Raw genomic sequence first — 23,580 nt, forward strand, 5'->3', positions numbered from 1 at the left:
TCACAGACGACAGTAGGCGACCTTTGGCTTTTGATCAATACAGACTTAAGTATTTCTGCGAACAAAGATCAGGGGCTTACGTTGTCAGACGCGTGTCCGGTTGGTTGAATGGCCTGCATGCGGACGCCTCGCTCGACGACCTCCCCGGCGACGGGTGGCGACGTCTTCGCCCTCATTCGCGCAGGGCAAGCAACGACGCGCACCGAGATCGGCACCCTCACCGGCCTCTCCCGCACCGCGGTCGCGGCGCGGGTCTCCTCGCTGCAGGCGTCGGGGCTCGTCGTCGAGCGCGAGGAGGGCGTCTCGACAGGCGGTCGCCCGCCGGTGAAGCTCTCGTTTCACGTACAGGCCGGTGTCGTGCTGTCGGCAGCCATCGGCCGGAGCCGCACCCAGCTGGCCATCTGCGACCTCGCTGGCGACGTCATCGTCGCCGAGGACGTGGAGCAGGAGATCGGCACCAGCCCGGCCGAGCTGATGCCCGTCATCGCGCAACGTCTCATCGCGCTGCGCGAGAGTCTGGGCGAGACCGCGGGACGGACGGTCGGGATCGGGATCAGCCTCCCCGGGACCGTCGACACCGAACGCGGGTGCAGCCTGAACTCCCCCATGATGTCGGGCTGGGACGGCGTCCCCCTCCAGCCGTTCCTCGCCGACGTCACCGACGCGCCCGTCTTCGTCGACAACGACGCCAACGTCATGGTGCTGGCGGAGCGGCGCGGAGAACGCCGCGACTTCGCCGACATGCTGCTCATCAAGGCGTCGACCGGGCTGGGCGCCGGACTCGTGTCCGGTGGTGTGCTCCAGCGGGGCGCCCTCGGCGCGGCGGGCGAAATCGGGCACACGAAAACCGCAGCGGCACAAGGTGTGGTGTGCCGCTGCGGTGATGTGGGTTGTATCGAGGCCGTGGCCGGCGGGTGGGCGCTGGTCCGCAATCTGCAGGAGCAGGGACGCGAAGTCACCCACATCCGCGACGTGATCACCCTCGCCCTGGCCGGGGACGCCGAGGCCCGGCGGATGATCCGCGAGAGCGGACGGCAGATCGGCGAAGTGTTGTCGGGTGCGATCAACCTTCTCAACCCGGAGGTCGTGATCGTCGGCGGCGACATGGCGCAGGCCTACGACACGTTCGTCGCCGGGCTACGCGAAACCCTGTACGGCAACGCCATCGCCGTTGCCACCCAACAGCTTCAGATCCTCCCCTGGACGCACGGGGAACTGTCGGGAGTCGTCGGCAGCGCCACCATGGCGCTCGACCACGTCCTCAGCGTGCGCGCCGTCGACCAGCTACTCGCAGGCGCTCCGCGCCCGTGAGCGGTTGACGAGTCCAGAGACTCGCTCACCGCGCACGGGCCCGGAGGGCCTACTTGACGTCGGAACCGTGCTTGGTGAGCGGCATGATCTCGATCGTCATGTACGGGAACAGTGGAAGGTTCCACAGGATCTCGTGCAGTTCGTCGGCCGACTCGACGTCGAAGATGCTGATGTTGCTGTACTGGCCGACGATCCGCCAGATCTCGGGCCACTTGCCGGAGCGTTGGAGCTCCTGCGAGTACGCCTTCTCCTTGGCGACGGTCTCGTCCCGAACCTTCGGGTCGAGGTCACGGGGAATGGCGACGTCCATGCGGACGTGAAAGAGTGCCATCGGGTGGTGTGCTCCTTAGTTCCTGGTCCAGGTCTTGACTGCGTCCATGTTGAGCTCGATTCCGAGTCCGGGACCTTCGGGCAGGAACACCTGGCCGTCGGCGTAGCGGATCGGTTCCTGCAGCAACTCCTCGCTGAACAGCAGCGGTCCGAACAGTTCGGTGCCGAAGTCGATGCCGGGTTCCGCGCACGCGAAGTGGATGGACGCCGCGGTTCCGATCGGGCCTTCGATGGACGTGGCTCCGTGGCAGGCGATTCCGGCTGCCTTGGCGACCGCGACCACCTCGCGGCTCTTCTTCAGGCCGCCGCATTTGGTGGTCTTGAGGGCGATGACGTCCGCGGCGCCGCGGCGTGCGACCTCGAGGGCGTCGTGCGGAGTCTGCACGCTCTCGTCCGCCATCACCGGGACGGGGACGAGGCGGTTGAGCTCGGCGAGGACCTCGAGTTGCTCACCGGGTGTGGGCTGCTCGATCAGTTCGACGCCGCCTTCGACGAGGCGGGGCACGTACTTCAGCGCGGTGAGCCTGTCCCAGCGGGCGTTGACGTCGATGCGGACGCCGGCCTTGCCCTGCAGAGCCTGCGCGATCTGGACCACCCGGGCAGTGTCGACGGCGGGATCGAGCGCACCCATCTTCAGCTTGAAACTGAAGTGCCGCTTCGACTCGACGAGACCGAGGGCCTCCTCGATGATCTCCTCGGCGGGTGCGGCGCCGAGGGCCCACGTGACGTCGACGCTCTTCCGGAAGGCGCCGCCGAGCAGCGTGTGCACGGGCACACCCAGGCCGCGGGCCCAGGCGTCGTGCAACGCGACGTCGACGGCGGCTTTCGCGAAACGTGCATTGGCGACGACTCGTTCGATGTCCGACATGATGCCGGTGATCTCGTCGACACCCCGGCCCAGCAGCACCGGGACGATGTACTTCTCGACGATCGCCTGCATCGTCTCCACCGATTCGCCGCCCCACCACGGGCCGCCGGGGACGACGCCCTCGCCGTAGCCGGTCACGCCGCCTGCGGTCGTGACGGCGACGAGCAGCAGCGGCTGCGCCGTCATCGACGTGGTGGCGAACTTGTGGGGACGCACCAACGGCACATCGAGGATCGTCGTTTCGACGGAGACGATCGACAGGTCGGTCATCGGATCACTTTCTCTACGGGTGGAACGGGTCACGCGGGGTCGAGCACGAAGTTGTAGGTGACGTGGTTCTTGCCGTCGTCACCGGTCTTCGGGTCGAGGATGAGTTCCGGCTTGGTTGCCGACGCGACGTCGCTGTCGATCCACTCGCCACCCTTGAAGTACAGCTGCGTGGTCACCGACTCCTTGCCCGGCGCCGACACGATGAGGTGCAGGTGCGCGGGACGCCACGGGTGACCGTTCTGCGCCTCGATGAACTGACCGGTCGGGCCGTCGGTCGGGATCTGGTAGGGCGCCGGCTGGATCGTGGTGATCTCGTAGCGGCCCTCCTCGTCGGCGATGATGGTGCCGCGCAGGTTCCACTCGGGCAGATGCGGGGCGAACTGCGAGTAGTAGCCGTCGTTGTCGGCGTGCCACAGTTCGACCTTCGCGCCGGCGAGGCCGTTGCCGTCGAGATCGGTGACCTGGCCGGAGAAGACGAGCGGGGTGATCTTCTCGTCCTCGGGACGCATCGGCAGGGTGCACTTCGACGGCAGTTCGGGCGAGTTCTCGATGTAGTACGGGCCCTCGATGCTGCCCTTCGTGCCCTTGCGGCTGCGGGCGAGGACTTCTTCGACCGAGTGCTCGATGAACACGTCGAGGAACAGCGGCCATTCGCCACCCTCGCCCACGTCGATGAGCCACTGCTTGAACACGCGGTACTCGGGGTAGGTGACGCCGTGCTTGAGGATCACGTCGTTGAGTGCGCCGAGTGCATCCTTGGCGATGGCCGCGAGCCGCTCGGGCGAGGTGTCGGCGGTGGCGCGCTCGGCCTTGAACTTGTCGGTGGCGGCGGAGCCGGATCCGGCGGCGGTGGGGCTCTCGGTGGTGGTCATCTGTTTCTCCTTGGGCTGGGAGGGGAGCGGATTGGGCTGATATCGAGTTTTGGGCGACGCGGTGGGTGTTCACGCGCCGGAGGCCTTGCGTTGTGTACGCTGTGCGTACTAACATCACGCTGTGCGTACACCCCTACTGTGCGCGCAGTCACATTGAAATGTCAACCCCGAGTCCGAATACGCACACGAATCGCTGGTGGAGGCCGCAATGACCGAGAGCGATCGCGATTACATCCAGAGCATCGAGCGCGGGTTCGCAGTGCTCCTCGCATTCGACGCGCAGCGTCCGAACCCGACGCTCGCCGAACTCGCCACAGAAGCGGGACTGTCGCGTCCCGCGGTCCGCCGGATCCTGCTCACCCTGCAGAAGCTGGGGTACGTCGCCGGCTCGGGAGGCCGGTGGTCGCTCACCCCCCGCGTGCTCAGCATCGGACAGCACTACTCGGAGTCGCACGCACTGATCGAGGCCGCGATGCCCCGACTGCTCGAGGTGGCCGAGAAGACCCAGGAGTCCGCGTCGCTCGGCGTGCTCGACGGCGCCGACGTGGTCTACGCGGCGCGCGTTCCCGTCCGCCGGATCATGAGCATCAACGTCTCCGTCGGCACCCGCGTCCCCGCGTACGCCACGTCCATGGGTCGTGCGCTCCTTGCCTGGGCCCCCGCCGACGTCGTCGAGCGGGTGGTCGCCGAGTCCACATTCGAGAAGCTCGGGCCCGAAACCATCGGCACTGCAGCCGAACTCGAACGGGAACTCGCCAAGGTCCGCGAGCAGGGGTTCGCCCTGACGTCCGAGGAGCTGGAGAAGGGGCTGATCTCACTGGCCGCCCCCGTCCGCGACGCCGGCGACACAGTGGTCGGCGTGGTCGCGTGCTCCACGTCGTCCGCGCGGAACACTCCGGCACAGTTCCGCGAACAGGCCGTTCCGTGCGTCCTCGCCGCCGCGGCCGCCCTGAGCACGGACATGGGTTTCGCCGGCTGACGGCATCACGTCGGTCAGATCGGGTCGAGCACGAAGTCGCAGGAGACCTCTCCGCCGAGCCCGACGTCGACGAGCGACTCGACGGCGGACGCGTCCACTTCTCGCGATGCGCCCGGCGTCGGCACCAGCCGCGTCTCGAGCGGACGGAAGCCCCGCGCATGCACGATCACGTTGACATGCCCGACATCCGCTTCGCCTCGGGCGCTCGAGAATTCGCACGGCGCCGGCTGCACGGTCGAGATGTCGAAGCGGCCCCCGGCGCATGTGACGACGATGCCGCGCAGGTTGTTGCGCAGAATCTCGACGGAGTACCCGGAGTAGCAGCCGTCGGCGTCCGCGTGCCAGATCTCGAGCTCCGCCCCCGACAGCGGTTCGCCGTCGCGTGAGCGCACGACCCCCGCGATGCGGAGCGGAGTTCCCGGTTCGCCGGGAAGTGCCGCGAGGTTCGCCTTCCACGGCAGCACTCGCTGCGCGGGGAGGTAGAACTCCCGGTCGACGTGGTCGAGGCAGGCCTGGTCCACGTGAGGTGCGGTCGTCGTCGACGTCGAGGTCATCACCTGATCCGATCACTTGCGTACGCTGTGCGTACGTTGAGAACGCTGTGCGGTCGTTGTCGAGTGTGCGCGTGGTCACACGCGTTCGTCAACCTCCGTTCCGTTCACATTGCGGACGGGTCGGCCCGGTGCATCTGTGGGATAATTTCCCCGCCACCGGCGGACAACGACGTTTCGCCGTCCCCGGTTCGCGCCCTCGTGCCGGCCACGTCGAATTCCCGAGGATCACATCGATGACCACGCCTCCCCGCAGCATCACCCTCCGCTTCCTGGCCGCACCCACCGAGGTGGCGACGCTCGGAGGGGCCGTCCAGGGTGGCCGGATCCTCGAATGGATCGACAAGGCCGCCTACGCCTGCGCGGTCGGCTGGAGCGGGAGCTACTGCGTCACCGCCTACGTGGGAAACATCAAGTTCACCCGGTCCATCGAGTCGGGTCACCTCGTCGAGGTCGAAGCGCGGCTCGTCCACACCGGGCGCTCGAGCATGCACATCCAGTGCACCGTGTCGTCGGCCGACCCGCGCACCGGACAGTTCACCGAGGCCAGCAACTGCCTGATCATCTTCGTCGCCGTCGACGACTCCGGTAAGCCGACGAGCGTGCCGCCGTGGCAGCCCGTCACCGCCACCGACCGTGCCGAGTCCGAGGAGGCGGTCATGCGCATCGGCCTGCGGGCCGACATCGAAGAGGCGATGAGCAAGCAGAACTACACCGACGCGGGCACCGCACCGGAATCGCTCACCCGCTTCCTCGCCGCGCCCACCGACGTCAACTGGGGCGGCAAGACGCACGGCGGAACCGTGATGCGCTGGATCGACGAGGCCGCCTACCTGTGCGGCACGTCGTGGAACGGCACGCCGTGCGTGTCCGTGTACGCCGGCGGGGTGCGCTTCTACCGCCCGATCCAGATCGGTCATGTCGTCGAGGTCGACGCCCGCCTGCTGCACACCGGCGCGCAGACCATGCACATCTCCGTGCACGTGCGATCCGGCGACCCTCGCACCCGGGAAATGAACCTCACCACCCACTGCCTCACCGTCGTCGCCGCCGTCGACGAGGACGGCGCCGCAACGGCAGTGCAGCAGTGGGTGCCGCAGTCCGACGAGGACCGCAAGCTGGAGGCGCACGCCCGCGAACTCATCGCCCTCCGCGACCGGGCGCGAATCGGCGCCCTGGCGTAATCCGCCCGAGTAGCGTCACGGGAAACGGTCTACCCGCGGAAGGAGCGGGGGGGATGCCTGGGAACCGTCCACTCGACGTGCAGTTGTCCCGGCGGCGGGTGCTGCAGTGGGGAGCCGGAGCTGCACTCCTCGGGCTCACCGGAGCCTGCGCCCGCAGCGACGACACCGAGGGCGCGATCGGACCCGACTCTCCGGAGGTCCGCGCGTTCGCCGAGGCCGAGTCCCGGCGATTTCCCGGCGGGAGGCCGGTCGCCTACGAGCTCTCCGCGACACAGTCCGACGTCGACATCGCAGGTACGCGGACTGCCGCGTGGTTGTACAACACGCAACTGCCGGGCCCGATCCTGCGGGCGAACGTCGGGGACAGGGTTCAGGTGCGGTTTCGCAATCAGCTCCCGGATTCCACCACCGTGCATTGGCACGGGCTGGCCATCCGCAACGACATGGACGGGGTCCCGGATGTCACGCAGGCTCCGATACCGGCGGACACAGAGTTCGTCTACGACTTCATCCCGCCCGACCCGGGCACGTACTGGTACCACACGCACGGCGATCTCCAGCGCGGCCGCGGGCTGTACGGGGCTCTGATCATCGACGATCCCGGGGCTCCCGCGAACTACGACGCCGAGTTCGTCGTCGTGCTCTCCGACTGGTTGACCGACCGCACGCCGTCGCAGGTCTTCGACGAACTCCACGGCAGGCGGATGACGTCCATGCCCGAGATGACGTCGCGCGTGCTCGGCGGTGACTCCGGCGACGTCCGGTACCCGGTGTACCTGCTGAACGGGAAACCACCCGGCGATCCGGCCGTCTTCACCGCACGACCGGGGCAGCGAGCCCGCATCCGGCTGATCAACGCGGGCGACGACACCGCGTTCCGGGTCGCGCTGGGTGGCCACCGGCTGACCGTCACGGACACGGACGGATTCGCCGTCGAACCGGTCGACACCGACTCGGTGCTGATCGGCATGGGCGAGCGGTACGACGCCGTCTTCACCCTGCAGGACGGGGTGTTCCCGCTGGTCGCGGTCGCCGAGGGGAAGGGCGCGCAGGCATTCGCGGTGGTGCGCACCGGCGGCGGCGCGGCCCCCGACCCCGCCGTGACGCCCCGTGAGCTGGGCCCTCCCCCACTCACCGTGGTCGGGCTGCGGGCCACCGACGCCGTCCGGTTACCCGTCGTCGACCCGAGTGTCACCCTGGAGGCGTCGCTCGGCGGCGACATGAAGCAGTACGTGTGGACGGTGAACGGCGAGGCCTATCCCGACCACACCCCGCTGACCGTCCACCGGGACCAGCGAGTGCGGCTGGTCTATACGAACCCCACGATGATGTTCCACCCCATGCACCTGCACGGGCACACGTTCGCCGTCGCCCGGCCGGACGGCTCCGGACCGCGGAAGGACACCGTGATCGTGCTCCCGGGGCAGACCGTCGCCGCCGACATCGACGCGACCAACCCCGGTCAGTGGATCACGCACTGTCACAACGACTATCACCTTGCCGCCGGGATGGCGACGATCTTCTCCTACGTGAGCTGAAGCCGCACCGTCAGCCCCGGAGCGCTTCGGAGGGCGCCACGCCGTACTTCCGGCGGTACGCCGCCGCGAACCGGCCGGTGTGGGTGAAACCCCAGCGCATCGCGACCTCGGCGACCGTCGACGAACCGTCCGCGCGCAGCAGGTCGTCGTGGACACGTTCGAGCCGGACGTCCAGCAGGTAGTCGCGGGGGCTCACCCCGACGTACTCCTGGAATCCCTCCTGCAGGCGGCGGACCCCGACACCCGCGATCTCGGCCATCTCGGCCGCCGTCCACGCCCGTGCGGGATCGGCGTGGATCTCGTCGATGACGCGCTTGACGATGCGCGGCCGGGTACCGGCACCGGCCGTCTCGTCGTCCGGGATCGCTGCCAGGACCAGTGCCGTGGTGACCGCCCCCGACAGTTGCTCGGCGACGAGGGGGTTGGTGTAGATGCCGTCCGACCGCAGCATCTGGTCGAGCAGCGACCGCACCAGAGCCAGCCAGCTGGCACCGTTCTCGCTGGTCAGATCCAACTGCGGGGGCAGTCGCAGTCCCGGCCGCGCCAGGATCCGTGCCATCTCGCGGTGCAGGTAGTCGCGGTCGACGCGCACGCCGATGATGGAGCAGTCCTTGCTCCAGTCGGTGATGAGCGTCGTCGTGTCGGGCGGGCATATCGTTCCCGCCCCGGGCACGGACGACACCTCGTGCTTGCCGGTCACCGATTCCAGATGCCCCGACAGCGGCACGTTGATCGCATACGCGCCGGGGTGGTCCGACTGGATCGACACGTCCGCGCCCCAACCGATATGGGTGATCTTCACCGGCCCGAGTTCCACCGCCTCCGCGACGGTGTTGCCCGCGTTGGACCTGTTCAGCGGGGTCAGCCGGTGTGGGAAGTACACGTCCGACACCACGTGCGACGCTTCGTCCCAATCTTCGGGGCGAATCAGCTTGGACGCGGGCTGCATGGCACCAGTGTGACTACGGACACCTTCGATTGCAATTTTCGGCGTGATCCAAGTCACCGCGCAAAGCGGATCACCTCCGCGCTCAGCGGATCGACGCGCCGTTCCCACGGTCGTACCTTCGTCCGTACCTCATCAGCGCCCCGGACAGGAAGGGAGGCTCCGACCATGGAGCAACGCGAACTCCGGAACATTTTCGGGCAGTTTGCCAGCGGAGTCACGGTCATCACGTGCGCCAACTCCGAGGGCCTGCCGCACGGAGCGACGGTCACCGCCTTCACCGCCGTCTCGATCGAGCCGAGATTGTGCCAGATCACCCTGACCCGAAAGTCCAAGGCCTGCAACTACTTGAGCAAGGCACCGTTCGCCGTCAACATTCTCGCCGCCGACCAGGTGGACACCGCGATGCATTTCGCCGGGCGACCGCAGAACCCCGAACCCGTGTGGGCCGACGGACCGACCGCCCCCATCATCTGCGGTGCCGCCGCCACGTTGTCGTGCCGGCCGTGGGCCGAGTACGACGGCGGCGATCACATCATCTTCATCGGTGAGATCGTCGCGGCCGAATCCAGCGGCAAGGACCCGCTGCTGTTCTACCGGAGCACCTTCCACGATCTCGGCTCACCGTCCGCGTCGGCCGCGTGGAACGGATCGATGGACGATCCGAACAACGGCTGGTTCGACTCCACCACCTCCTTCACCCCGTTCCATCTTCAGCCCGTCAACTGACCGCCGAATCCGAAAGGACATTCCATGACCACCACCGAAAGCGCTCCCGAGACCGCGCTCGACCCGACGAAGGTCAACCCGGCCGCAGACTGCGAAGCCAACCGCACCGCCAACTTCGCGTCGCGCCCGATGACCGGCGACGAATACATCGAGTCGTTGCGCGACGACCGCGAAATCTGGTTGCACGGCGAGCGCGTCGAGGACGTCACCACGCATCCGGCGTTCCGCAACCCCATCCGGATGACCGCACGCCTCTACGACTCGATGCACACCGGCGAACACGTCGACAAGGTCACCACCCCCACCGACACCGGCAACGGCGGCGTCACGATGCCGTTCTTCAAGGCACCCAGCTCCTCGGACGACCTGCTGAAGGAACGCGACGCCATCGCCACCTGGGCGCGCATGACGTACGGCTGGATGGGCCGGTCGCCCGACTACAAGGCCTCCTTCCTCGGCACCCTGCATGCCAACAAGGAGCTGTACTCGCCGTTCCAGGACAACGCCGAGCGCTGGTACAAGGAATCGCAGGAAAAGGTCCTGTACTGGAACCACGCGATCATCAACCCGCCGGTCGACCGGCAGCTCCCGCCCGACGAGGTCGGCGACGTGTTCATGAAGGTGGAGAAGGAGACCGACGCCGGCCTCATCGTCTCCGGCGCCAAGGTCGTGGCCACCGGCTCGGCCATCACCAACTACAACTTCATCGCCCACTACGGCCTGCCGATCAAGAAGAAGGAATTCGCCCTGATCTGCACCGTCCCGATGGACGCACCGGGGGTGAAGCTGATCTGCCGGTCCTCGTTCACCCAGAACGCGGCCGTGATGGGCACCCCGTTCGACTACCCGCTGTCGAGCCGGATGGACGAGAACGACACCATCTTCATCTTCGACAAGGTGCTGGTGCCGTGGGAGAACGTCTTCATGTACGGCGACGTCGACAAGATCAACGGCTTCTTCCCGCAGTCCGGATTCCTGCCCCGCTTCACGTTCCAGGGCTGCACGCGTCTCGCCGTGAAACTCGACTTCATCGCCGGCATGCTGATGAAGGCCCTCGACGCCACCGGAGCCGGCGGCTTCCGCGGCGTGCAGACCCGCGTCGGTGAGGTCATCGGCTGGCGGAACCTGTTCTGGTCGTTGACCGAATCCATGGCACGCAACCCCGAGCCGTGGATCGGCGACACCGTCATCCCCAAGCTCGAATACGGCCTCACGTACCGCATGTTCATGATCCAGGGCTACCCGCGGATCAAGGAGATCATCGAGCAGGACGTCGCGTCCGGCCTGATCTACCTGCCCTCGAGCGCCCGCGACTTCAAGAGCCCCGACGTCCGCCCGTACCTGGACAAGTACGTCCGCGGCTCCGACGGCATGACCGCCGTCGAACGCGTCAAGATCATGAAGGCACTGTGGGATTCGATCGGCAGCGAGTTCGGTGGCCGCCACGAACTCTACGAGCGCAACTACTCCGGCAACCACGAAAACGTCAAGGCCGAACTGCTGTTCGCCGCCGAGAACCGTGGCGACGTCGCCTCGATGAAGGGCTTCGCCGAGCAGTGCCTGTCCGAATACGACCTCGACGGCTGGACGGTCCCCGACCTCATCGGCAACGACGACGTCTCGTACTTCGGCAACAAGTAATCGCACACCCGCGCAATCCCCGTCAGAAGCGAATCAGCTCTGACGGGGATTTGCCGTACCGCCGGCGGTAGGCGGCGGAGAATCGGCCCGCATGGGTGAACCCCCACCGGGCAGCGACTTCGGAGACCGTGACCCCGGGTTCCAGCGCTCGCAGGTCGGCATCGGCGCGACTCAGGCGGATGTCGAGGAGGCATTCCGACGGACTGCGCCCGACGTACTCGCGAAACCCTTCCTGCAACCGGCGGACGCTGATACCCGCCAGCTCGGCCATGTCGGCTGCCGTCCAGGCGCGGGCCGGGTCGTCGTTGAGTCCGTCGAGCACTCGCTTGACGATTCGCGGTCGGGGTGCGCCCCCGCGCACCTCCTCGTCGGGCGTGACGGCCAGGACGAACGCCGAGGTGATCGCGCCGGCGAGCTGTGGGCCGACCACCGGGTTGGCCAGGAGGTCGGCCGGCTCCCGCAGTTGCGCGGTCAATGAGCGCACCAGACGAAACCAGCTGTGTCCGAGGGCCTCGGTGAGATCGATCTGCGAGGGCAGGTGCAGCCCGGGCCGCAGGTCGGAGCCGAGGATCCGGTCAGCCTCCTTCTCGAGGTAGGCGCTGTCGAATTTGACGCCGAGCACCGAGCAGTCGCCGCTCCACCGGGTGATCAGGGTCGGCTCGTCCGCCCGGAAGACCGTGGCCTGACCCGGGCGCGACAGCACTGTGTCGCCCTGCGAACAGGACTCCAGCGAACCGGACAGCGGAATGTTGATCTCGTACGCATCCGGATAGTCGCACTCGATCGACACGTCGGCACCCCAGCCCAGCCTGCCGAGAGTGACGGGGCCGAAGTCGACGGTCCGCATCGACAGCTTCATCGCACCGTTCGGCGACAAGTCGGTCAACGTGTGGGGAAAGTACGCACCGGCCACCGCCCTCGACGCCGCATCCCAGTCCTGGGTTTCGGTGATCGTCGATGCCATCGTCATGCACCTGCCTCACTGAAGAATCGTTCCGACCTCATTGAAACCGTGTCGTCACGCCCAGTCGAGGATAACTGAGACCGCAATCACAAGTAGTCGCGCAGATGGTCCAGAGACCGCGCAGAGTGGCTAGACCACCCTCCTGCGACGGCCTACCTTCTTCCTCACCCCGCTCACACAACGAAAGTTGTTTCCGAGCAGTTGCTTTGAATGAGGAGATTCAGATGACCGCCACCCTCTCTTGGATCGACGAGATCACGATGACGGAACTCGAGCGCAACCCGTACCCCGTCTACGAGCGGCTGCGCGCCGAGGCGCCGCTGGCCTACGTCCCGGTCCTCGGCTCGTTCGTCGCGACGACCGCCGACTTGTGCCGCACCATCGCCAACAGCCCCGACTTCGAGGGGATCATCACCAAGGCCGGCGGCCGCACGTTCGGTCACCCTGCGGTGATCGGCGTCAACGGCGAGATCCACCGCGACCTCCGCTCGATGGTCGACCCCGCACTGCAACCGTCGGAGGTGGACCGCTGGGTCGACGGACTCGTCCGCCCCATCGCGCGGCGCTACGTGGAGCAGTTCGAAAACGACGGCAAGGCCGATCTGGTCTCGCAGTACTGCGAACCCGTCAGCGTGCGCGCACTCGGCGACCTGCTGGGGCTGAACGACGTCAGCTCGGACACGTTGCGTGACTGGTTTCACCGACTGTCGAACTCCTTCACCAATGCCGGGGTGGACGCGAACGGCGACTTCACGAACCCGGAGGGATTCGTGCAGGGCGACGAGGCCAAGGCAGAGATCCGGGCCGTCGTCGATCCGCTCATCGACAAGTGGATCGTCGACCCCGACGACAGCGCCATCTCGCACTGGCTGCACGACGGCATGCCCGAAGGACAAGTCCGCGACCGCGAGTACATCTACCCCACGCTCTTCGTCTACCTGCTGGGCGCGATGCAGGAACCCGGGCACGGAATGGCATCGACACTCGTGGGCCTGTTCACCCGCCCCGAGCAGCTCGAGGCCGTCATCGACGAGCCCGCCCTGCTTCCGCGGGCGATATCCGAGGGAATGCGCTGGACCTCCCCGATCTGGTCGGCCACGGCCCGCATCAGCACCAAGGACGTCACGCTCGGGGATGTGTTCCTTCCCGAAGGATCCGTGGTCCTGTTGTCCTACGGTTCGGCCAACCACGACACTGCCGTCTACGACGCCCCCTCCGACTACGACATGACGCGCCCCCCGCTCCCCCACCTGGCGTTCGGTTCCGGCAACCACGCGTGCGCGGGCATCTACTTCGCGAACCACGTCTGCCGCATCGGCCTGGAGGAGTTGTTCGAGGCGATCCCGAACCTCGAACGTGACTCCGGCGCGGACGTCGAGTTCTGGGGCTGGGGTTTCCGCGGCCCGACCGCCCTCCGGGCCACGTGGGAGGTGTAGCCGTGACCGTCACCGTCTCGGTCGCCGCGGACAGGGTGGAATGCCGCACCGACCAGCCGATACTCGACGCCTTCCTGCGGGGCAGCGTGTGGATGCCGAACTCCTGCAACCAGGGCACGTGCGGAACGTGCAAGCTGCGGGTCGTGTCGGGATCGGTCGATCACGGGCGCTCGCCCGAGACCACGCTGACCCAGGCCGAGCGCGAGCAGGGATTCGCCCTGGCCTGCCAGGCCACTCCGTGTGGTGACACCGTGGTGGAACGCCTGGACACGGCGCCGGCGGGCACCGTCCACGCCCTGCGGGACCTGGTCGGCACCGTGAGCGCGATCGAGGACGTCGCCCGTGACACGCGGCGGGTACTCGTCACGCTCGACAGCCCGCTCGAGTTCTCCGCGGGGCAGTACGTCGAACTGCGAGTACCCGGCACCGACCACGGCCGCCAGTACTCCATGGCGAACACGCCGGGCGAGTCGAAACAGCTCGAGTTCCACATCCGCAGACAACCGGGTGGAATCGCGACGGACGGTTGGGTGTTCGGCTCGCTGTCCGTCGGCGAGCGCGTCGACATGGCGGGGCCGCTCGGCGACTTCCGTCTCGATCCGGAGGACGAGGGTCCGATGATCCTGCTCGGCGGCGGAACCGGGCTCGCCCCACTGAAATCGATGGTCCGCCAGGCACTCACGGTCACACCGGAACGCGGGATCCACCTCTATCACGGCGTACGGGAAGCAGCCGACCTGTACGACATGGAACTGTTTCGGGAGTGGGAGCGCGCACACCCGGGCTTCCGGTACGTGCCGTGTCTGAGCGACCAGTCGTGGTCCGGGCGGTCCGGCTACGTCACCGACGCATTCGTGGAGGACTTCGACACGTGCCGCGGCTACTCCGGGTACCTGTGCGGGCCGCCGGCGATGGTCGACGCCGGCATCAAGGCGTTCAAGCGCCGGCGCATGGCTCCGCGACGGATCTTCCGGGAGAAGTTCACGCCCGCCGCGTGACGACGGCACCCGATGCGCACGCCGAGGCCCCCGAGCCTCGGCGTGCGCATGCCGAACACGTCCTAGTCAGTACTCGGCAAATGCCTAGTGTGATGCAGCGCACAGGCTGTAAGAGTGGAATCCATTGCCGGACCCGGGCGCCCTCGCAGGGCGCAAGCCCCCGGAGATCTTGGAGGATCCCATGACTGAAACCCTGTACACAGCGCCGTCCGACGACGTGCGCGCCAAGCTGGCCGACGCGCTCATCGAGGACGCGGAAACCGGCCGCTACCAGGTGCGACGTAGCGTTTTCACCGACGAGGACCTGTTCGAACTCGAGATGAAGCACATTTTCGAGGGCAACTGGATCTACCTGGCCCACGAGAGCCAGATCCCGAACGTCGGCGACTACTTCACCACGTACATGGGCCGCCAGCCGATCGTGATCTCCCGCAACAAGGAGGGCGAACTCAACGCCCTGGTGAACGCGTGCAGCCACCGCGGCGCCATGCTCTGCCGGCGCAAGACGGACAACCGGACCACGTTCACCTGCCCGTTCCACGGCTGGACCTTCAACAACTCCGGCAAGCTCCTCAAGGTCAAGGACCCGCGTGAGGCCGGCTACCCGGAACAGTTCAACAAGGACGGCTCCCACGACCTCACCAAGGTCGCGCGGTTCGAGAACTACCGCGGTTTCCTGTTCGGCAGCCTCAATGCCGACGTCCCGCCGCTCGAGGAACACCTCGGTGACACCACGAAGATCATCGACATGATCGTCGACCAGTCGCCCGACGGCCTCGAGGTCCTGCGCGGTGCGTCCACCTACACCTATGACGGCAACTGGAAGCTGCAGACCGAGAACGGTGCCGACGGCTACCACGTGTCCGCCACCCATTGGAACTACGCGGCGACCACGTCGCGCCGGGAGTCGGGCGAGTCCACCAACGCCACGAAGGCGATGGACGCCGGCAAGTGGTCGAAGCAGCAGGGCGGCTACTACTCGTTCGACAACGGTCACCTGCTGCTGTGGACCAAGTGGGCCGACCCCGCCAACCGTCCCCTCAACGAGCGTCGTGACGAACTCGTCGCGGACTACGGCGAGGACCGGGCCGATTGGATGATCGGTGTGTCCCGCAACCTGTGCCTGTACCCGAACGTGTACCTGATGGACCAGTTCGGTTCGCAGATCCGGCATTTCCGTCCGATCTCCGTCGACAAGACCGAGGTCACCATCTACTGCATCGCCCCCAAGGGTGAGAGCCGCACGGCGCGCGCCGCCCGCATCCGCCAGTACGAGGACTTCTTCAACGCCACCGGCATGGCCACCCCGGACGATCTCGAGGAGTTCCGCTCCTGCCAGAAGACGTACCAGGCTGGCGCCGCCCCGTTCAACGACCTCAGCCGCGGTGTCACCCACCAACTCCAGGGCCCCGACGAGGACGCGAAGAAGATCGGCATCAACCCCATCTCCAGCGGCGTGAAGACCGAGGACGAGGGCCTGTACCCGATCCAGCACGGCTACTGGGTGCAAGCGCTCACCAAGGCGCTCGACGCCGACGTTGCCGCGAACAACCGCTGAGGGAGACGAGAAACATGACCGCAGTAGCCGAAAGCACTGTCACCCAGCACGACATCGAGCAGTTCCTCTACCGTGAGGCCCGCTACCTCGACGACCGCGAGTTCGAGAAGTGGATCGAGTGCTATCACCCCGACTCCGAGTTCTGGATGCCGGCGTGGGCCGACGACGGTGAACTGACCACCGACCCGATGACCGAGATTTCCCTGATCTACTACGCCAACCGTGGTGGAATCGAGGACCGGGTGTTCCGCATCAAGACCGACCGGTCGAGCGCGACGAGCCTGCCGGAACCCCGCACCGGTCACAACATCTCGAACGTCGAGGTCACCGACCGTCGCGGCGAAGTCGTAGATGTCCGGTTCAACTGGTTCACGCTCTACTTCCGGTACAACACGGTCGACACGTACTTCGGGAATTCGTTCTACACCATCGACTTCTCCGGTGAGCAGCCTCTGATCCTGAAGAAGAAGGTCGTGCTCAAGAACGACTACATCCACCACGTGGTCGACATCTACCACATCTGATTTCTTCCCCATTCTTCGCGAATCGAGCTGTTTTCCATGACTTTCCAAGTTGCACTGAGTTTCGAGGACGGGATCACCCGCTTCATCAAGTGTGACGGCGACGAGACGGTCGCCGACGCGTCCTACCGCGCGCGCATCAACATTCCCCTCGACTGCCGAGACGGGGCGTGCGGCACCTGCAAGTCGCTCTGCGAATCCGGCACGTACGACGGCGGCGACTACATCGAGGAAGCGCTCACCGACGAAGAGGCGGAGCAGGGCTACTGCCTTCCGTGCCAGATGATGCCGGAAAGTGATCTGGTGCTGCAGATCCCGACGACGTCCGACGTCGCGAAGACCGCCGCAGGCACGTTCACCTCGACGGTCACCGAGATCCGTAAGTTCTCCGACACCACCATCGGGTTCACGATCGAGATCCCGAACCGCGACGACCTGGTTTTCCTCCCCGGCCAGTACGTGAACATCACCGTTCCCGGGACCGAAGCGACGCGCTCGTACTCGTTCAGCACCGGACCCACGTCGAAGGAACTGTCGTTCCTGGTCAAGATCACCGACGGCGGCCTGATGTCGGAGTACCTGCGCAGCCGCGCACAGGTCGGCGACACGCTCGAGTTCACCGGCCCGATGGGAAGCTTCTTCCTCCGCGAGCAGAAGCGTCGCGCCCTGCTGCTGGCCGGCGGCACCGGGCTGGCCCCGCTGCTGTCGATCCTCGACAAGATGCGCACCGACGCCGCCGACCACCCCGTGCACCTGGTCTACGGTGTTTCGTCCGACGCGGACCTGGTGGAACTGGACAAGCTCGAGGAATACACGAAGTCCCTGCCCCAGTTCACGTTCGACTACTGCGTGTCCGACCCGGAGAGCAGTGCGCCGAACAAGGGGTACGTCACCGGACTGTTCGAGCCCGCACACCTGAACGACGGCGATGTGGACGTGTACCTGTGCGGTCCGCCTCCCATGGTCGAGGCGGTGCGCGACCATCTGAAGTCGGAGGGCGTCACGCCGGCGAACTTCTACTTCGAGAAGTTCAACAACGCCGCGACACCGAGTGGCGCCGACGCGTCCGCACCGCCGGCCGCCGCCGTCGACGCGGCCCCCGAGTACGAGATCGGTGAGGAACACCAGCCGCTGTCCGAGTCGGACGCACAGTTCGACGCCCGCATGGCGCTCGAACTCGGTGCGATGGAACTGACCATCGGCCGGATGACGAAGGAACAGCTGTCCGAGTACCGGATCCTCGCCGAGACCTCCTGCGAATCGATCGAGAACGACCACTTCACGGACGCCGGCGCCTTCACCGACACCAACGCCGCCTTCCACGAATTCCTGTTCCGGTGCACCGCCAACGACGTGCTCCTCGAGGCGTACAACCGCCTGGAGGTCACGCAGCTCATGACGAAGGTGCTCCGCACCGCGGACTGGGTGGAGGAGCACATCCAGCACGACCACCTCGACATCGTCTCCGCCTTCGAGAAGGGTGACCGGGCCGCCGCCCACGACCTGATCGTCAGCCACAGCGCGCACGCCAAGGCCACCATGTGCCGCGCCATCGAGAGGAGTGCCGTCGCATGAGTGGACTCGTCACTCCGCACCGCTTCGACGGCAAGGTCGTCGCGGTCACCGGCGCAGCGCAGGGCATCGGCCTGACGGTCGCGACCCGACTCGCGGCCGAGGGTGCGTCGCTGATCCTGATCGACCGCGCCGAACTCGTCCACGAGGTCGCGAAGGGTTTGCGCGAGAACGGCACCGACGCGCACAGCATCACCGCCGATCTGGAACAGTTCGCGGACGCCGAGGCGGCGATCGACGAGGCGCGGCAGCAGCACGGCCGGCTCGACGTGCTGATCAACAACGTCGGCGGCACCATCTGGGCCAAGCCGTACGAGCACTACACGGCGGAGCAGATCCAGGCGGAGGTGCAGCGGTCGCTGTTCCCGACCCTGTGGACGTGCCGCGCCGTCCTCCCTTACCTGATCGCGCAGCAGTCGGGCACCATCGTCAACGTGTCCTCGGTAGCCACGCGGGGTGTCAACCGCGTGCCCTACGCGGCGTCGAAGGGCGGCGTCAACGCCCTCACCGCCTCCCTGGCTCTCGAAGCCGCGCAGTACGGAATCCGTGTGGTCGCCACCGCTCCCGGCGGCACCGAGGCGCCCGCTCGCCGTGTTCCCCGCGGTCCCGGCGCGGAGACTGATCAGGAAAAGGCCTGGTACCAGCAGATCGTCGACCAGACCGTCGACTCATCCCTGCTGAAGCGGTACGGGACGCTGGACGAGCAGGCCGCGGCCATCGTCTTCCTGGCCTCCGACGAGGCCACCTACATCACCGGGACGGTACTGCCCGTCGCCGGTGGCGACCTCGGCTAGCAGCCCACAGATCTCGACCGCCTCATCGGCGGGGCGCATTGCATCGTCTCGCCGATGGGGCATTTCTTTAGCCGAATTCGATTGTGACACAGCACACTTACGAGTTCGACCCGGTTCCCCGTCACACCCACCGAGCGGAGATCACCATGAACCCATCCACCACCCCCGATACCTGGGCGAGTCCGAGACACCGTAGTGCCGTCACGTGGGTCGTCGCGATCGCCACGATCGCGATCATCTTCGACGGCTACGACCTGGTCGTGTACGGCACCATCCTCCCGACGTTGATGAACGATCCCGGCCAGCTCGGCGAGATCTCCGCGCAGCAGGCCGGTGCACTGGGCTCGTACGCGCTCATTGGTGTCATGGTGGGCGCACTCACCGCCGGCGCCGTGGGCGACTACCTGGGCCGGCGGCGGATGATGCTCGTCAACATCGCGTGGTTCTCCATCGGAATGGGACTCGCCGCGTTGGCCACCAACGTCACCATGTTCGGCCTGCTGCGATTCTTCACCGGCATCGGGGTCGGTGGCCTCGTCGCCACCGCCGGTGCGATGGTGGCGGAGTTCGCACCGCCCGGAAAGCGGAACCTGTACAACGCCATCGTCTACAGCGGCGTCCCCGCCGGCGGAGTTCTCGCCTCCCTCCTCGCGATCGTCCTGCGCGACACGATCGGCTGGCGCGGCCTCTTCTGGATCGGCGCACTGCCCATCGTGATCCTGCTTCCGCTGGCTCTCGTGAAACTGCCCGAGTCGCCGAAGTGGCTCGTCGCCCGCGGCCACGAGGACAAGGCACGCCGCATCTCCGAACGCACCGGCATCCCGATGCCCGACGCCGACGAGATCGCCGCGGAACGGGCCTCCGTCGAGAAGGTCGGCTTCGCCGCACTCGCGACCCACCGTTACGCCTGGGGCACTGCGCTTCTCGGAATGATGAGCTTCTCCGGCCTCCTGCTCACCTACGGCCTCAACACATGGCTTCCGAAGATCATGGAAGACGCCGGTTTCAACGCGAAGGGTTCGCTGTCGTTCCTACTCGTCCTCAACGGCGGCGCGATCCTCGGCGGTCTGATCGCATCCAAGGTCGCCGACGGCATCGGACCACAACGCGTCGTCGCCACGACGTTCGGTCTCGCCGCGCTGGCACTGATACTCCTGACGCTCGGCTTCCCGCTGCCCGTGCTCCTCGCGTCCGTCGCCGTCGCCGGAGTCGGCACCATCGGCACGCAGGTCCTGATCTACGGCTTCGTCTCCAACTACTACTCGACGTCCGCGCGCGGCGCCGGGGTGGCCTGGTGCGCCGGATTCGGCCGGCTGGGCGGCATCTTCGGCCCCCTGATCGGCGGAGCACTGATCAGCGCCGGCATCAGCAGCCAGGTTGCGTTCTACGTCTTCGCGGGCATCGCCGTCCTGGGCGGGATCGTGACGTTCTTCGTTCCGCGCGCACGGGTCACCCGCGCCGCGCCTGCAGCCGCCTACTCCACCGTCCAGGTGTCGTGACCGGTAAGCAGTCGCTGCAGCGAGCCGTCGTCGACGGGGTCCTTCTCCCGCGCGATCTCGTTCTGCAGGCGCACCATGTCGTCGTACGTGTCCCGTGTGACGCTGCGGAACACACCGGTCACGGTGTGGGTGAGGTCCTGGTCGGAGAGCCTCGACAGTGCGTACGCGTAGTCGGGGTCGTCGGTGTGGGCGTCGTGCACGACGATGTCGTCCCGGTCGACGTCGGCGGTCGCAACCACCTTCAGACCGAAACCCGATCGGACGACGCAGTATTCGCCCGCTCCGCCGAAGACGACCGGCTCGCCGTGGGTGAGCGGGATGAGGCGCTGCTCCGAACCGTCCTTGCGTAGGACGTCGAACGAGCCGTCGTTGAAGATTGGGCAGTCCTGGTAGATCTCCACGAACGACGTGCCGCGGTGCGCCGCCGCCTGCCGCAGCACCTCCGTCAGCCCCTTGCGGTCCGAGTCCATGGCGCGGGCCGCGAAGGTGGCCTCGGCTCCCAGCGCGAGGGACAGGGTGTTGAACGGGTGGTCCACCGATCCCATCGGAGTCGACTTGGTGACCTTGCCGACCTCCGACGTCGGCGAGTACTGCCCCTTGGTCAACCCGTAGATCCTGTTGTTGAACAACAGGATCGTCATGTTGACGTTTCTCCGCAGGGCGTGGATGAGATGGTTGCCCCCGATCGACAGGGCGTCGCCGTCGCCGGTCACCACCCACACCGACAGGTCGGGGCGCGTCACCGCGAGACCCGTCGCGATGGCGGGCGCACGACCGTGGATCGAGTGCAGGCCGTACGTGTCCAGGTAGTACGGGAACCGGCTCGAGCATCCGATACCGGAGACGAACATCAGATTCTCGCGTCGGAGTCCCAACTCCGGCAGGAAACTTCGGATCGTGGCGAGGATGACGTAATCGCCGCACCCCGGACACCAACGGACCTCCTGGTCCGACGTGAAGTCCTTGGCCTTCTGCGGTTCGTCGGTCCTGGGCACGTGCGCGGTGGCGCTCAGGCCCAGATCCGCACCGACACGACTGATCATCCGTGTCACACCGATTCCTCCTGCCGGGGTCCGGTCGATCGGTAGGTAGCCGACGCGAGCGCGTCGGCGGTCTTCGCGAGCTCGTGCTCACGCAACGTTCCGGCCAGCGCAGAGTCGATCACCTCGTGCAGTTCGTCACCGAGGAAGGCGAGCCCCTGCACCTTGGTCACCGAGAGCACGTCGACGAGGAATCTCGAACGGAGGATCATCGCGAGCTGGCCCAGATTCATCTCCGGCGCGACGACGGTCCCGTAGCTGCGCAGCACCGCACCGAGATTGGCGGGCAGCGGATTGAGGTTGCGCACGTGCACGTGGGCCACCTTCTTGCCCTCGCGGCGAGCACGGCGGCAGGCCTCGCCGATGGGTCCGTACGAGCTGCCCCACCCGACGAGCAGCAGGTCGGCCTCACCCGACGGGTCGTCGACGACCGCGTCGGGAACGGCGATTCCGTCGATCTTGGCCTGGCGCAACCGCACCATGAGGTCGTGGTTGGCGGGATCATAGGAGATGTCGCCGCTGCCGTCCGCCTTCTCGAGTCCGCCGATGCGGTGTTCGAGCCCGGGCGTTCCCGGTATCGCCATGGCACGGGCGAGCGTCTCCCGGTCGCGGGCGTACGGTGCAAACTCGCCGTCCACCGGTGGTGCCGTGTCGCAGCCGGGGTCGATCCGGTCCAGTTCGGACACGTCCGGGATGGCCCACGGTTCGCTGCCGTTCGCGATGGCGCCGTCCGACAGCAACAGCACCGGTGTGCGGTACGTGAACGCGATCCGGGCGGCCTCGACCGCGGCATCGAAACAATCCGCGGGTGAGCGTGGCGCGATCACGGCGACCGGAGACTCGCCGTTGCGTCCGTACATCGCCTGCAACAGGTCCGACTGTTCGGTCTTCGTCGGCAGACCGGTGGACGGGCCACCGCGCTGGACGTCGATGACGAGCAGCGGGACCTCCGTCATCACCGCCAGCCCGATGGCTTCGCTCTTCAACGCCAGTCCGGGTCCGGACGTGCTGGTCACGCCGAGCGCACCCCCGATCGACGCGCCCAGCGCCGCGCCTATTCCGGCGATCTCGTCCTCCGCCTGGAACGTGGTGACGCCGAGATTCCGGTGCTTGCTCAGCTCGTGCAGGATGTCCGACGCCGGCGTGATCGGATAGGTGCCGAGGAAGACGTCCCGCGACGCCAGCCGTCCCGCGGTCACCACCCCGTAGGCCAGGGCCGTGTTCCCGGTGACCTGGCGGTACGTGGCCGGTGGGAGCGTCGCCGCGGACACCTCGTAGGTGGTCGCGAAACTCTCCGTCGTCTCCCCGTAGTTCCACCCGGCCTTGAACGCGAGCAGATTGCCCTCCGCGATCTGCGGCTTCGCTGCGAACTTGGTCTCCAGGAACCGCTCGATGCTGTGGGTGGGGCGGTTGTACATCCACGACAGCAGTCCGAGCGCGAACATGTTCTTCGCCCGCTCGCCGTCCTTCCTGCTCAGTCCGGCGGGTTCGACCGCGCCGACCGTCAACGTCGACATCGCCACCGGATGCACCACGTAGTCCTCGAGGGAGTCGTCGTCGAGGGGGCTCGTGGCGTATCCGACCTTCGCGAGATTCCGTTTGGTGAATTCGTCCGTGTTCACGATGATCATGCCGCCCCGCGGCAGATCGTCCAGGTTCGCCTTCAACGCCGCCGGGTTCATGGCGACCAGAACGTCCGGGCGGTCGCCGGCGGTGAGGATGTCGTAGTCCGCGATCTGGATCTGGAACGACGACACACCGGGGAGCGTGCCCTGAGGCGCCCGGATCTCGGCGGGGAAGTTGGGCTGGGTGGCGAGGTCGTTGCCGAACGCCGCCGCCTCCGACGTGAACCGGTCGCCGGTCAACTGCATGCCGTCGCCGGAGTCTCCGGCAAAGCGGATCGCCACCCGTTCCAGCTTCGTGGAGTTAACCTCCGTCGTCATGAGTGCACCGAATCCTTCGACTCGTAGTCGTTCTGA

21 protein-coding genes are annotated in these 23,580 nt (G+C 66.8%); 13 read left to right on the plus strand and 8 right to left on the minus strand.

Annotated elements, in window-relative coordinates; genetic code table 11:
* The first annotated feature begins 117 nt into the window (after positions 1-117).
* Positions 118-1,311: an ROK family transcriptional regulator gene (locus ACNJ7E_RS09250; protein WP_005264060.1), complete on the plus strand. Its 1,194-nt coding sequence runs from the start codon at positions 118-120 to the stop codon at positions 1,309-1,311.
* Between the two features lie 49 nt (positions 1,312-1,360).
* Here the strand turns inward: ACNJ7E_RS09250 and catC are convergent, their stop codons facing one another.
* The 3 genes from catC to catA are packed head-to-tail and all read right to left on the minus strand — an operon-like array spanning position 1,361 to position 3,651.
* Complete coding sequence (gene catC, locus ACNJ7E_RS09255) at positions 1,361-1,642, minus strand: muconolactone Delta-isomerase (RefSeq protein WP_418339670.1); 282 nt, start codon at positions 1,640-1,642, stop codon at positions 1,361-1,363.
* A 15-nt stretch (positions 1,643-1,657) separates the two neighbouring features.
* Positions 1,658-2,779, minus strand: a complete 1,122-nt coding sequence (locus tag ACNJ7E_RS09260) for a muconate/chloromuconate family cycloisomerase (RefSeq protein WP_280780439.1) — start codon at positions 2,777-2,779, stop codon at positions 1,658-1,660.
* A 29-nt stretch (positions 2,780-2,808) separates the two neighbouring features.
* On the minus strand, positions 2,809-3,651 hold the full coding sequence (catA, locus tag ACNJ7E_RS09265; protein ID WP_418339671.1) for a catechol 1,2-dioxygenase: 843 nt from the start codon (positions 3,649-3,651) through the stop codon (positions 2,809-2,811).
* A gap of 208 nt (positions 3,652-3,859) precedes the next feature.
* Here catA and ACNJ7E_RS09270 point away from each other — a divergent pair, with 208 nt between their 5' ends.
* Positions 3,860-4,630, plus strand: a complete 771-nt coding sequence (locus ACNJ7E_RS09270; protein WP_418339672.1) for an IclR family transcriptional regulator domain-containing protein — start codon at positions 3,860-3,862, stop codon at positions 4,628-4,630.
* A 14-nt stretch (positions 4,631-4,644) separates the two neighbouring features.
* Here the strand turns inward: ACNJ7E_RS09270 and ACNJ7E_RS09275 are convergent, their stop codons facing one another.
* The gene (locus tag ACNJ7E_RS09275) at positions 4,645-5,184 is read right to left on the minus strand and encodes a dioxygenase family protein (RefSeq protein WP_418339673.1); all 540 of its coding nucleotides are present in this window, start codon (positions 5,182-5,184) and stop codon (positions 4,645-4,647) included.
* A gap of 233 nt (positions 5,185-5,417) precedes the next feature.
* On the opposite strand from ACNJ7E_RS09275, the gene ACNJ7E_RS09280 reads away from it, so the two are divergent.
* Positions 5,418-6,365 (plus strand): acyl-CoA thioesterase, encoded by a 948-nt coding sequence (locus ACNJ7E_RS09280; RefSeq protein ID WP_005573872.1) that lies wholly within the window; start codon positions 5,418-5,420, stop codon positions 6,363-6,365.
* A 53-nt stretch (positions 6,366-6,418) separates the two neighbouring features.
* Positions 6,419-7,903 carry a multicopper oxidase family protein gene (locus tag ACNJ7E_RS09285; protein WP_418339674.1) on the plus strand — a complete coding sequence of 495 codons (1,485 nt, stop codon included), beginning with the start codon at positions 6,419-6,421 and terminating at the stop codon, positions 7,901-7,903.
* A gap of 10 nt (positions 7,904-7,913) precedes the next feature.
* On the opposite strand, the gene ACNJ7E_RS09290 is transcribed toward ACNJ7E_RS09285, so the two are convergent.
* Positions 7,914-8,852, minus strand: coding sequence for an AraC family transcriptional regulator (locus ACNJ7E_RS09290; protein WP_112302510.1), 939 nt, complete (start codon positions 8,850-8,852; stop codon positions 7,914-7,916).
* Between the two features lie 165 nt (positions 8,853-9,017).
* Here ACNJ7E_RS09290 and ACNJ7E_RS09295 point away from each other — a divergent pair, with 165 nt between their 5' ends.
* Positions 9,018-9,578, plus strand: coding sequence for a flavin reductase family protein (locus ACNJ7E_RS09295; protein WP_037231006.1), 561 nt, complete (start codon positions 9,018-9,020; stop codon positions 9,576-9,578).
* 24 nt (positions 9,579-9,602) lie between these two features.
* Positions 9,603-11,219, plus strand: coding sequence for a 4-hydroxyphenylacetate 3-hydroxylase family protein (locus ACNJ7E_RS09300; RefSeq protein WP_005264050.1), 1,617 nt, complete (start codon positions 9,603-9,605; stop codon positions 11,217-11,219).
* A 22-nt stretch (positions 11,220-11,241) separates the two neighbouring features.
* Here the strand turns inward: ACNJ7E_RS09300 and ACNJ7E_RS09305 are convergent, their stop codons facing one another.
* Positions 11,242-12,189, minus strand: coding sequence for an AraC family transcriptional regulator (locus ACNJ7E_RS09305; RefSeq protein WP_280780444.1), 948 nt, complete (start codon positions 12,187-12,189; stop codon positions 11,242-11,244).
* Positions 12,190-12,407: 218 nt separating this feature from the next.
* Here ACNJ7E_RS09305 and ACNJ7E_RS09310 point away from each other — a divergent pair, with 218 nt between their 5' ends.
* From ACNJ7E_RS09310 to ACNJ7E_RS09340, 7 genes are all read left to right on the plus strand, one after another.
* Positions 12,408-13,619 carry a cytochrome P450 gene (locus ACNJ7E_RS09310; RefSeq protein ID WP_418339675.1) on the plus strand — a complete coding sequence of 404 codons (1,212 nt, stop codon included), beginning with the start codon at positions 12,408-12,410 and terminating at the stop codon, positions 13,617-13,619.
* Positions 13,620-13,621: 2 nt separating this feature from the next.
* Positions 13,622-14,617, plus strand: a complete 996-nt coding sequence (locus ACNJ7E_RS09315) for a 2Fe-2S iron-sulfur cluster-binding protein (protein WP_418339676.1) — start codon at positions 13,622-13,624, stop codon at positions 14,615-14,617.
* 181 nt (positions 14,618-14,798) lie between these two features.
* The gene (benA, locus tag ACNJ7E_RS09320) at positions 14,799-16,175 is read left to right on the plus strand and encodes a benzoate 1,2-dioxygenase large subunit (protein WP_280780447.1); all 1,377 of its coding nucleotides are present in this window, start codon (positions 14,799-14,801) and stop codon (positions 16,173-16,175) included.
* A 14-nt stretch (positions 16,176-16,189) separates the two neighbouring features.
* Positions 16,190-16,699, plus strand: a complete 510-nt coding sequence (gene benB, locus ACNJ7E_RS09325) for a benzoate 1,2-dioxygenase small subunit (protein ID WP_164059864.1) — start codon at positions 16,190-16,192, stop codon at positions 16,697-16,699.
* Between the two features lie 36 nt (positions 16,700-16,735).
* Positions 16,736-18,271 (plus strand): benzoate 1,2-dioxygenase electron transfer component BenC, encoded by a 1,536-nt coding sequence (gene benC / locus ACNJ7E_RS09330; protein WP_280780449.1) that lies wholly within the window; start codon positions 16,736-16,738, stop codon positions 18,269-18,271.
* Positions 18,268-19,062 carry a 1,6-dihydroxycyclohexa-2,4-diene-1-carboxylate dehydrogenase gene (locus ACNJ7E_RS09335; RefSeq protein WP_280780450.1) on the plus strand — a complete coding sequence of 265 codons (795 nt, stop codon included), beginning with the start codon at positions 18,268-18,270 and terminating at the stop codon, positions 19,060-19,062. Before benC ends, ACNJ7E_RS09335 begins: the two co-directional genes overlap by 4 nt.
* A gap of 146 nt (positions 19,063-19,208) precedes the next feature.
* The gene (locus tag ACNJ7E_RS09340) at positions 19,209-20,561 is read left to right on the plus strand and encodes an MFS transporter (RefSeq protein WP_280780451.1); all 1,353 of its coding nucleotides are present in this window, start codon (positions 19,209-19,211) and stop codon (positions 20,559-20,561) included.
* Here the strand turns inward: ACNJ7E_RS09340 and ACNJ7E_RS09345 are convergent.
* Both ACNJ7E_RS09345 and ACNJ7E_RS09350 read right to left on the minus strand, forming a co-directional pair.
* Positions 20,537-21,604 (minus strand): 2-oxoacid:ferredoxin oxidoreductase subunit beta, encoded by a 1,068-nt coding sequence (locus ACNJ7E_RS09345; RefSeq protein WP_280780616.1) that lies wholly within the window; start codon positions 21,602-21,604, stop codon positions 20,537-20,539. The two genes, ACNJ7E_RS09340 and ACNJ7E_RS09345, sit on opposite strands and share 25 nt — an antisense overlap.
* A gap of 5 nt (positions 21,605-21,609) precedes the next feature.
* Positions 21,610-23,544: a 2-oxoacid:acceptor oxidoreductase subunit alpha gene (locus tag ACNJ7E_RS09350; RefSeq protein ID WP_280780452.1), complete on the minus strand. Its 1,935-nt coding sequence runs from the start codon at positions 23,542-23,544 to the stop codon at positions 21,610-21,612.
* Between the last annotated feature and the right edge of the window lie 36 nt (positions 23,545-23,580).

It is taken from the genome of Rhodococcus mengyinensis (assembly GCF_048381435.1).
GTDB classification, from domain to species: domain Bacteria; phylum Actinomycetota; class Actinomycetes; order Mycobacteriales; family Mycobacteriaceae; genus Rhodococcus_F; species Rhodococcus_F opacus_D.

What these genes read in the sequence shown, in the direction of transcription:
- ACNJ7E_RS09340 (WP_280780451.1), top strand. Translation starts at nt 19,209, where the DNA reads ATGAACCCATCCACCACCCCCGATACCTGGGCGAGTCCGAGACACCGT.
- benB (WP_164059864.1), top strand. Translation starts at nt 16,190, where the DNA reads ATGACCGCAGTAGCCGAAAGCACTGTCACCCAGCACGACATCGAGCAG.
- ACNJ7E_RS09290 (WP_112302510.1), bottom strand. Translation starts at nt 8,852, where the DNA reads ATGCAGCCCGCGTCCAAGCTGATTCGCCCCGAAGATTGGGACGAAGCG.
- ACNJ7E_RS09350 (WP_280780452.1), bottom strand. Translation starts at nt 23,544, where the DNA reads ATGACGACGGAGGTTAACTCCACGAAGCTGGAACGGGTGGCGATCCGC.
- ACNJ7E_RS09295 (WP_037231006.1), top strand. Translation starts at nt 9,018, where the DNA reads ATGGAGCAACGCGAACTCCGGAACATTTTCGGGCAGTTTGCCAGCGGA.
- ACNJ7E_RS09305 (WP_280780444.1), bottom strand. Translation starts at nt 12,189, where the DNA reads ATGACGATGGCATCGACGATCACCGAAACCCAGGACTGGGATGCGGCG.
- catA (WP_418339671.1), bottom strand. Translation starts at nt 3,651, where the DNA reads ATGACCACCACCGAGAGCCCCACCGCCGCCGGATCCGGCTCCGCCGCC.
- catC (WP_418339670.1), bottom strand. Translation starts at nt 1,642, where the DNA reads ATGGCACTCTTTCACGTCCGCATGGACGTCGCCATTCCCCGTGACCTC.
- ACNJ7E_RS09260 (WP_280780439.1), bottom strand. Translation starts at nt 2,779, where the DNA reads ATGACCGACCTGTCGATCGTCTCCGTCGAAACGACGATCCTCGATGTG.
- ACNJ7E_RS09275 (WP_418339673.1), bottom strand. Translation starts at nt 5,184, where the DNA reads ATGACCTCGACGTCGACGACGACCGCACCTCACGTGGACCAGGCCTGC.
- ACNJ7E_RS09280 (WP_005573872.1), top strand. Translation starts at nt 5,418, where the DNA reads ATGACCACGCCTCCCCGCAGCATCACCCTCCGCTTCCTGGCCGCACCC.
- ACNJ7E_RS09335 (WP_280780450.1), top strand. Translation starts at nt 18,268, where the DNA reads ATGAGTGGACTCGTCACTCCGCACCGCTTCGACGGCAAGGTCGTCGCG.
- ACNJ7E_RS09310 (WP_418339675.1), top strand. Translation starts at nt 12,408, where the DNA reads ATGACCGCCACCCTCTCTTGGATCGACGAGATCACGATGACGGAACTC.
- benC (WP_280780449.1), top strand. Translation starts at nt 16,736, where the DNA reads ATGACTTTCCAAGTTGCACTGAGTTTCGAGGACGGGATCACCCGCTTC.
- benA (WP_280780447.1), top strand. Translation starts at nt 14,799, where the DNA reads ATGACTGAAACCCTGTACACAGCGCCGTCCGACGACGTGCGCGCCAAG.
- ACNJ7E_RS09270 (WP_418339672.1), top strand. Translation starts at nt 3,860, where the DNA reads ATGACCGAGAGCGATCGCGATTACATCCAGAGCATCGAGCGCGGGTTC.
- ACNJ7E_RS09250 (WP_005264060.1), top strand. Translation starts at nt 118, where the DNA reads ATGCGGACGCCTCGCTCGACGACCTCCCCGGCGACGGGTGGCGACGTC.
- ACNJ7E_RS09345 (WP_280780616.1), bottom strand. Translation starts at nt 21,604, where the DNA reads ATGATCAGTCGTGTCGGTGCGGATCTGGGCCTGAGCGCCACCGCGCAC.
- ACNJ7E_RS09285 (WP_418339674.1), top strand. Translation starts at nt 6,419, where the DNA reads ATGCCTGGGAACCGTCCACTCGACGTGCAGTTGTCCCGGCGGCGGGTG.
- ACNJ7E_RS09300 (WP_005264050.1), top strand. Translation starts at nt 9,603, where the DNA reads ATGACCACCACCGAAAGCGCTCCCGAGACCGCGCTCGACCCGACGAAG.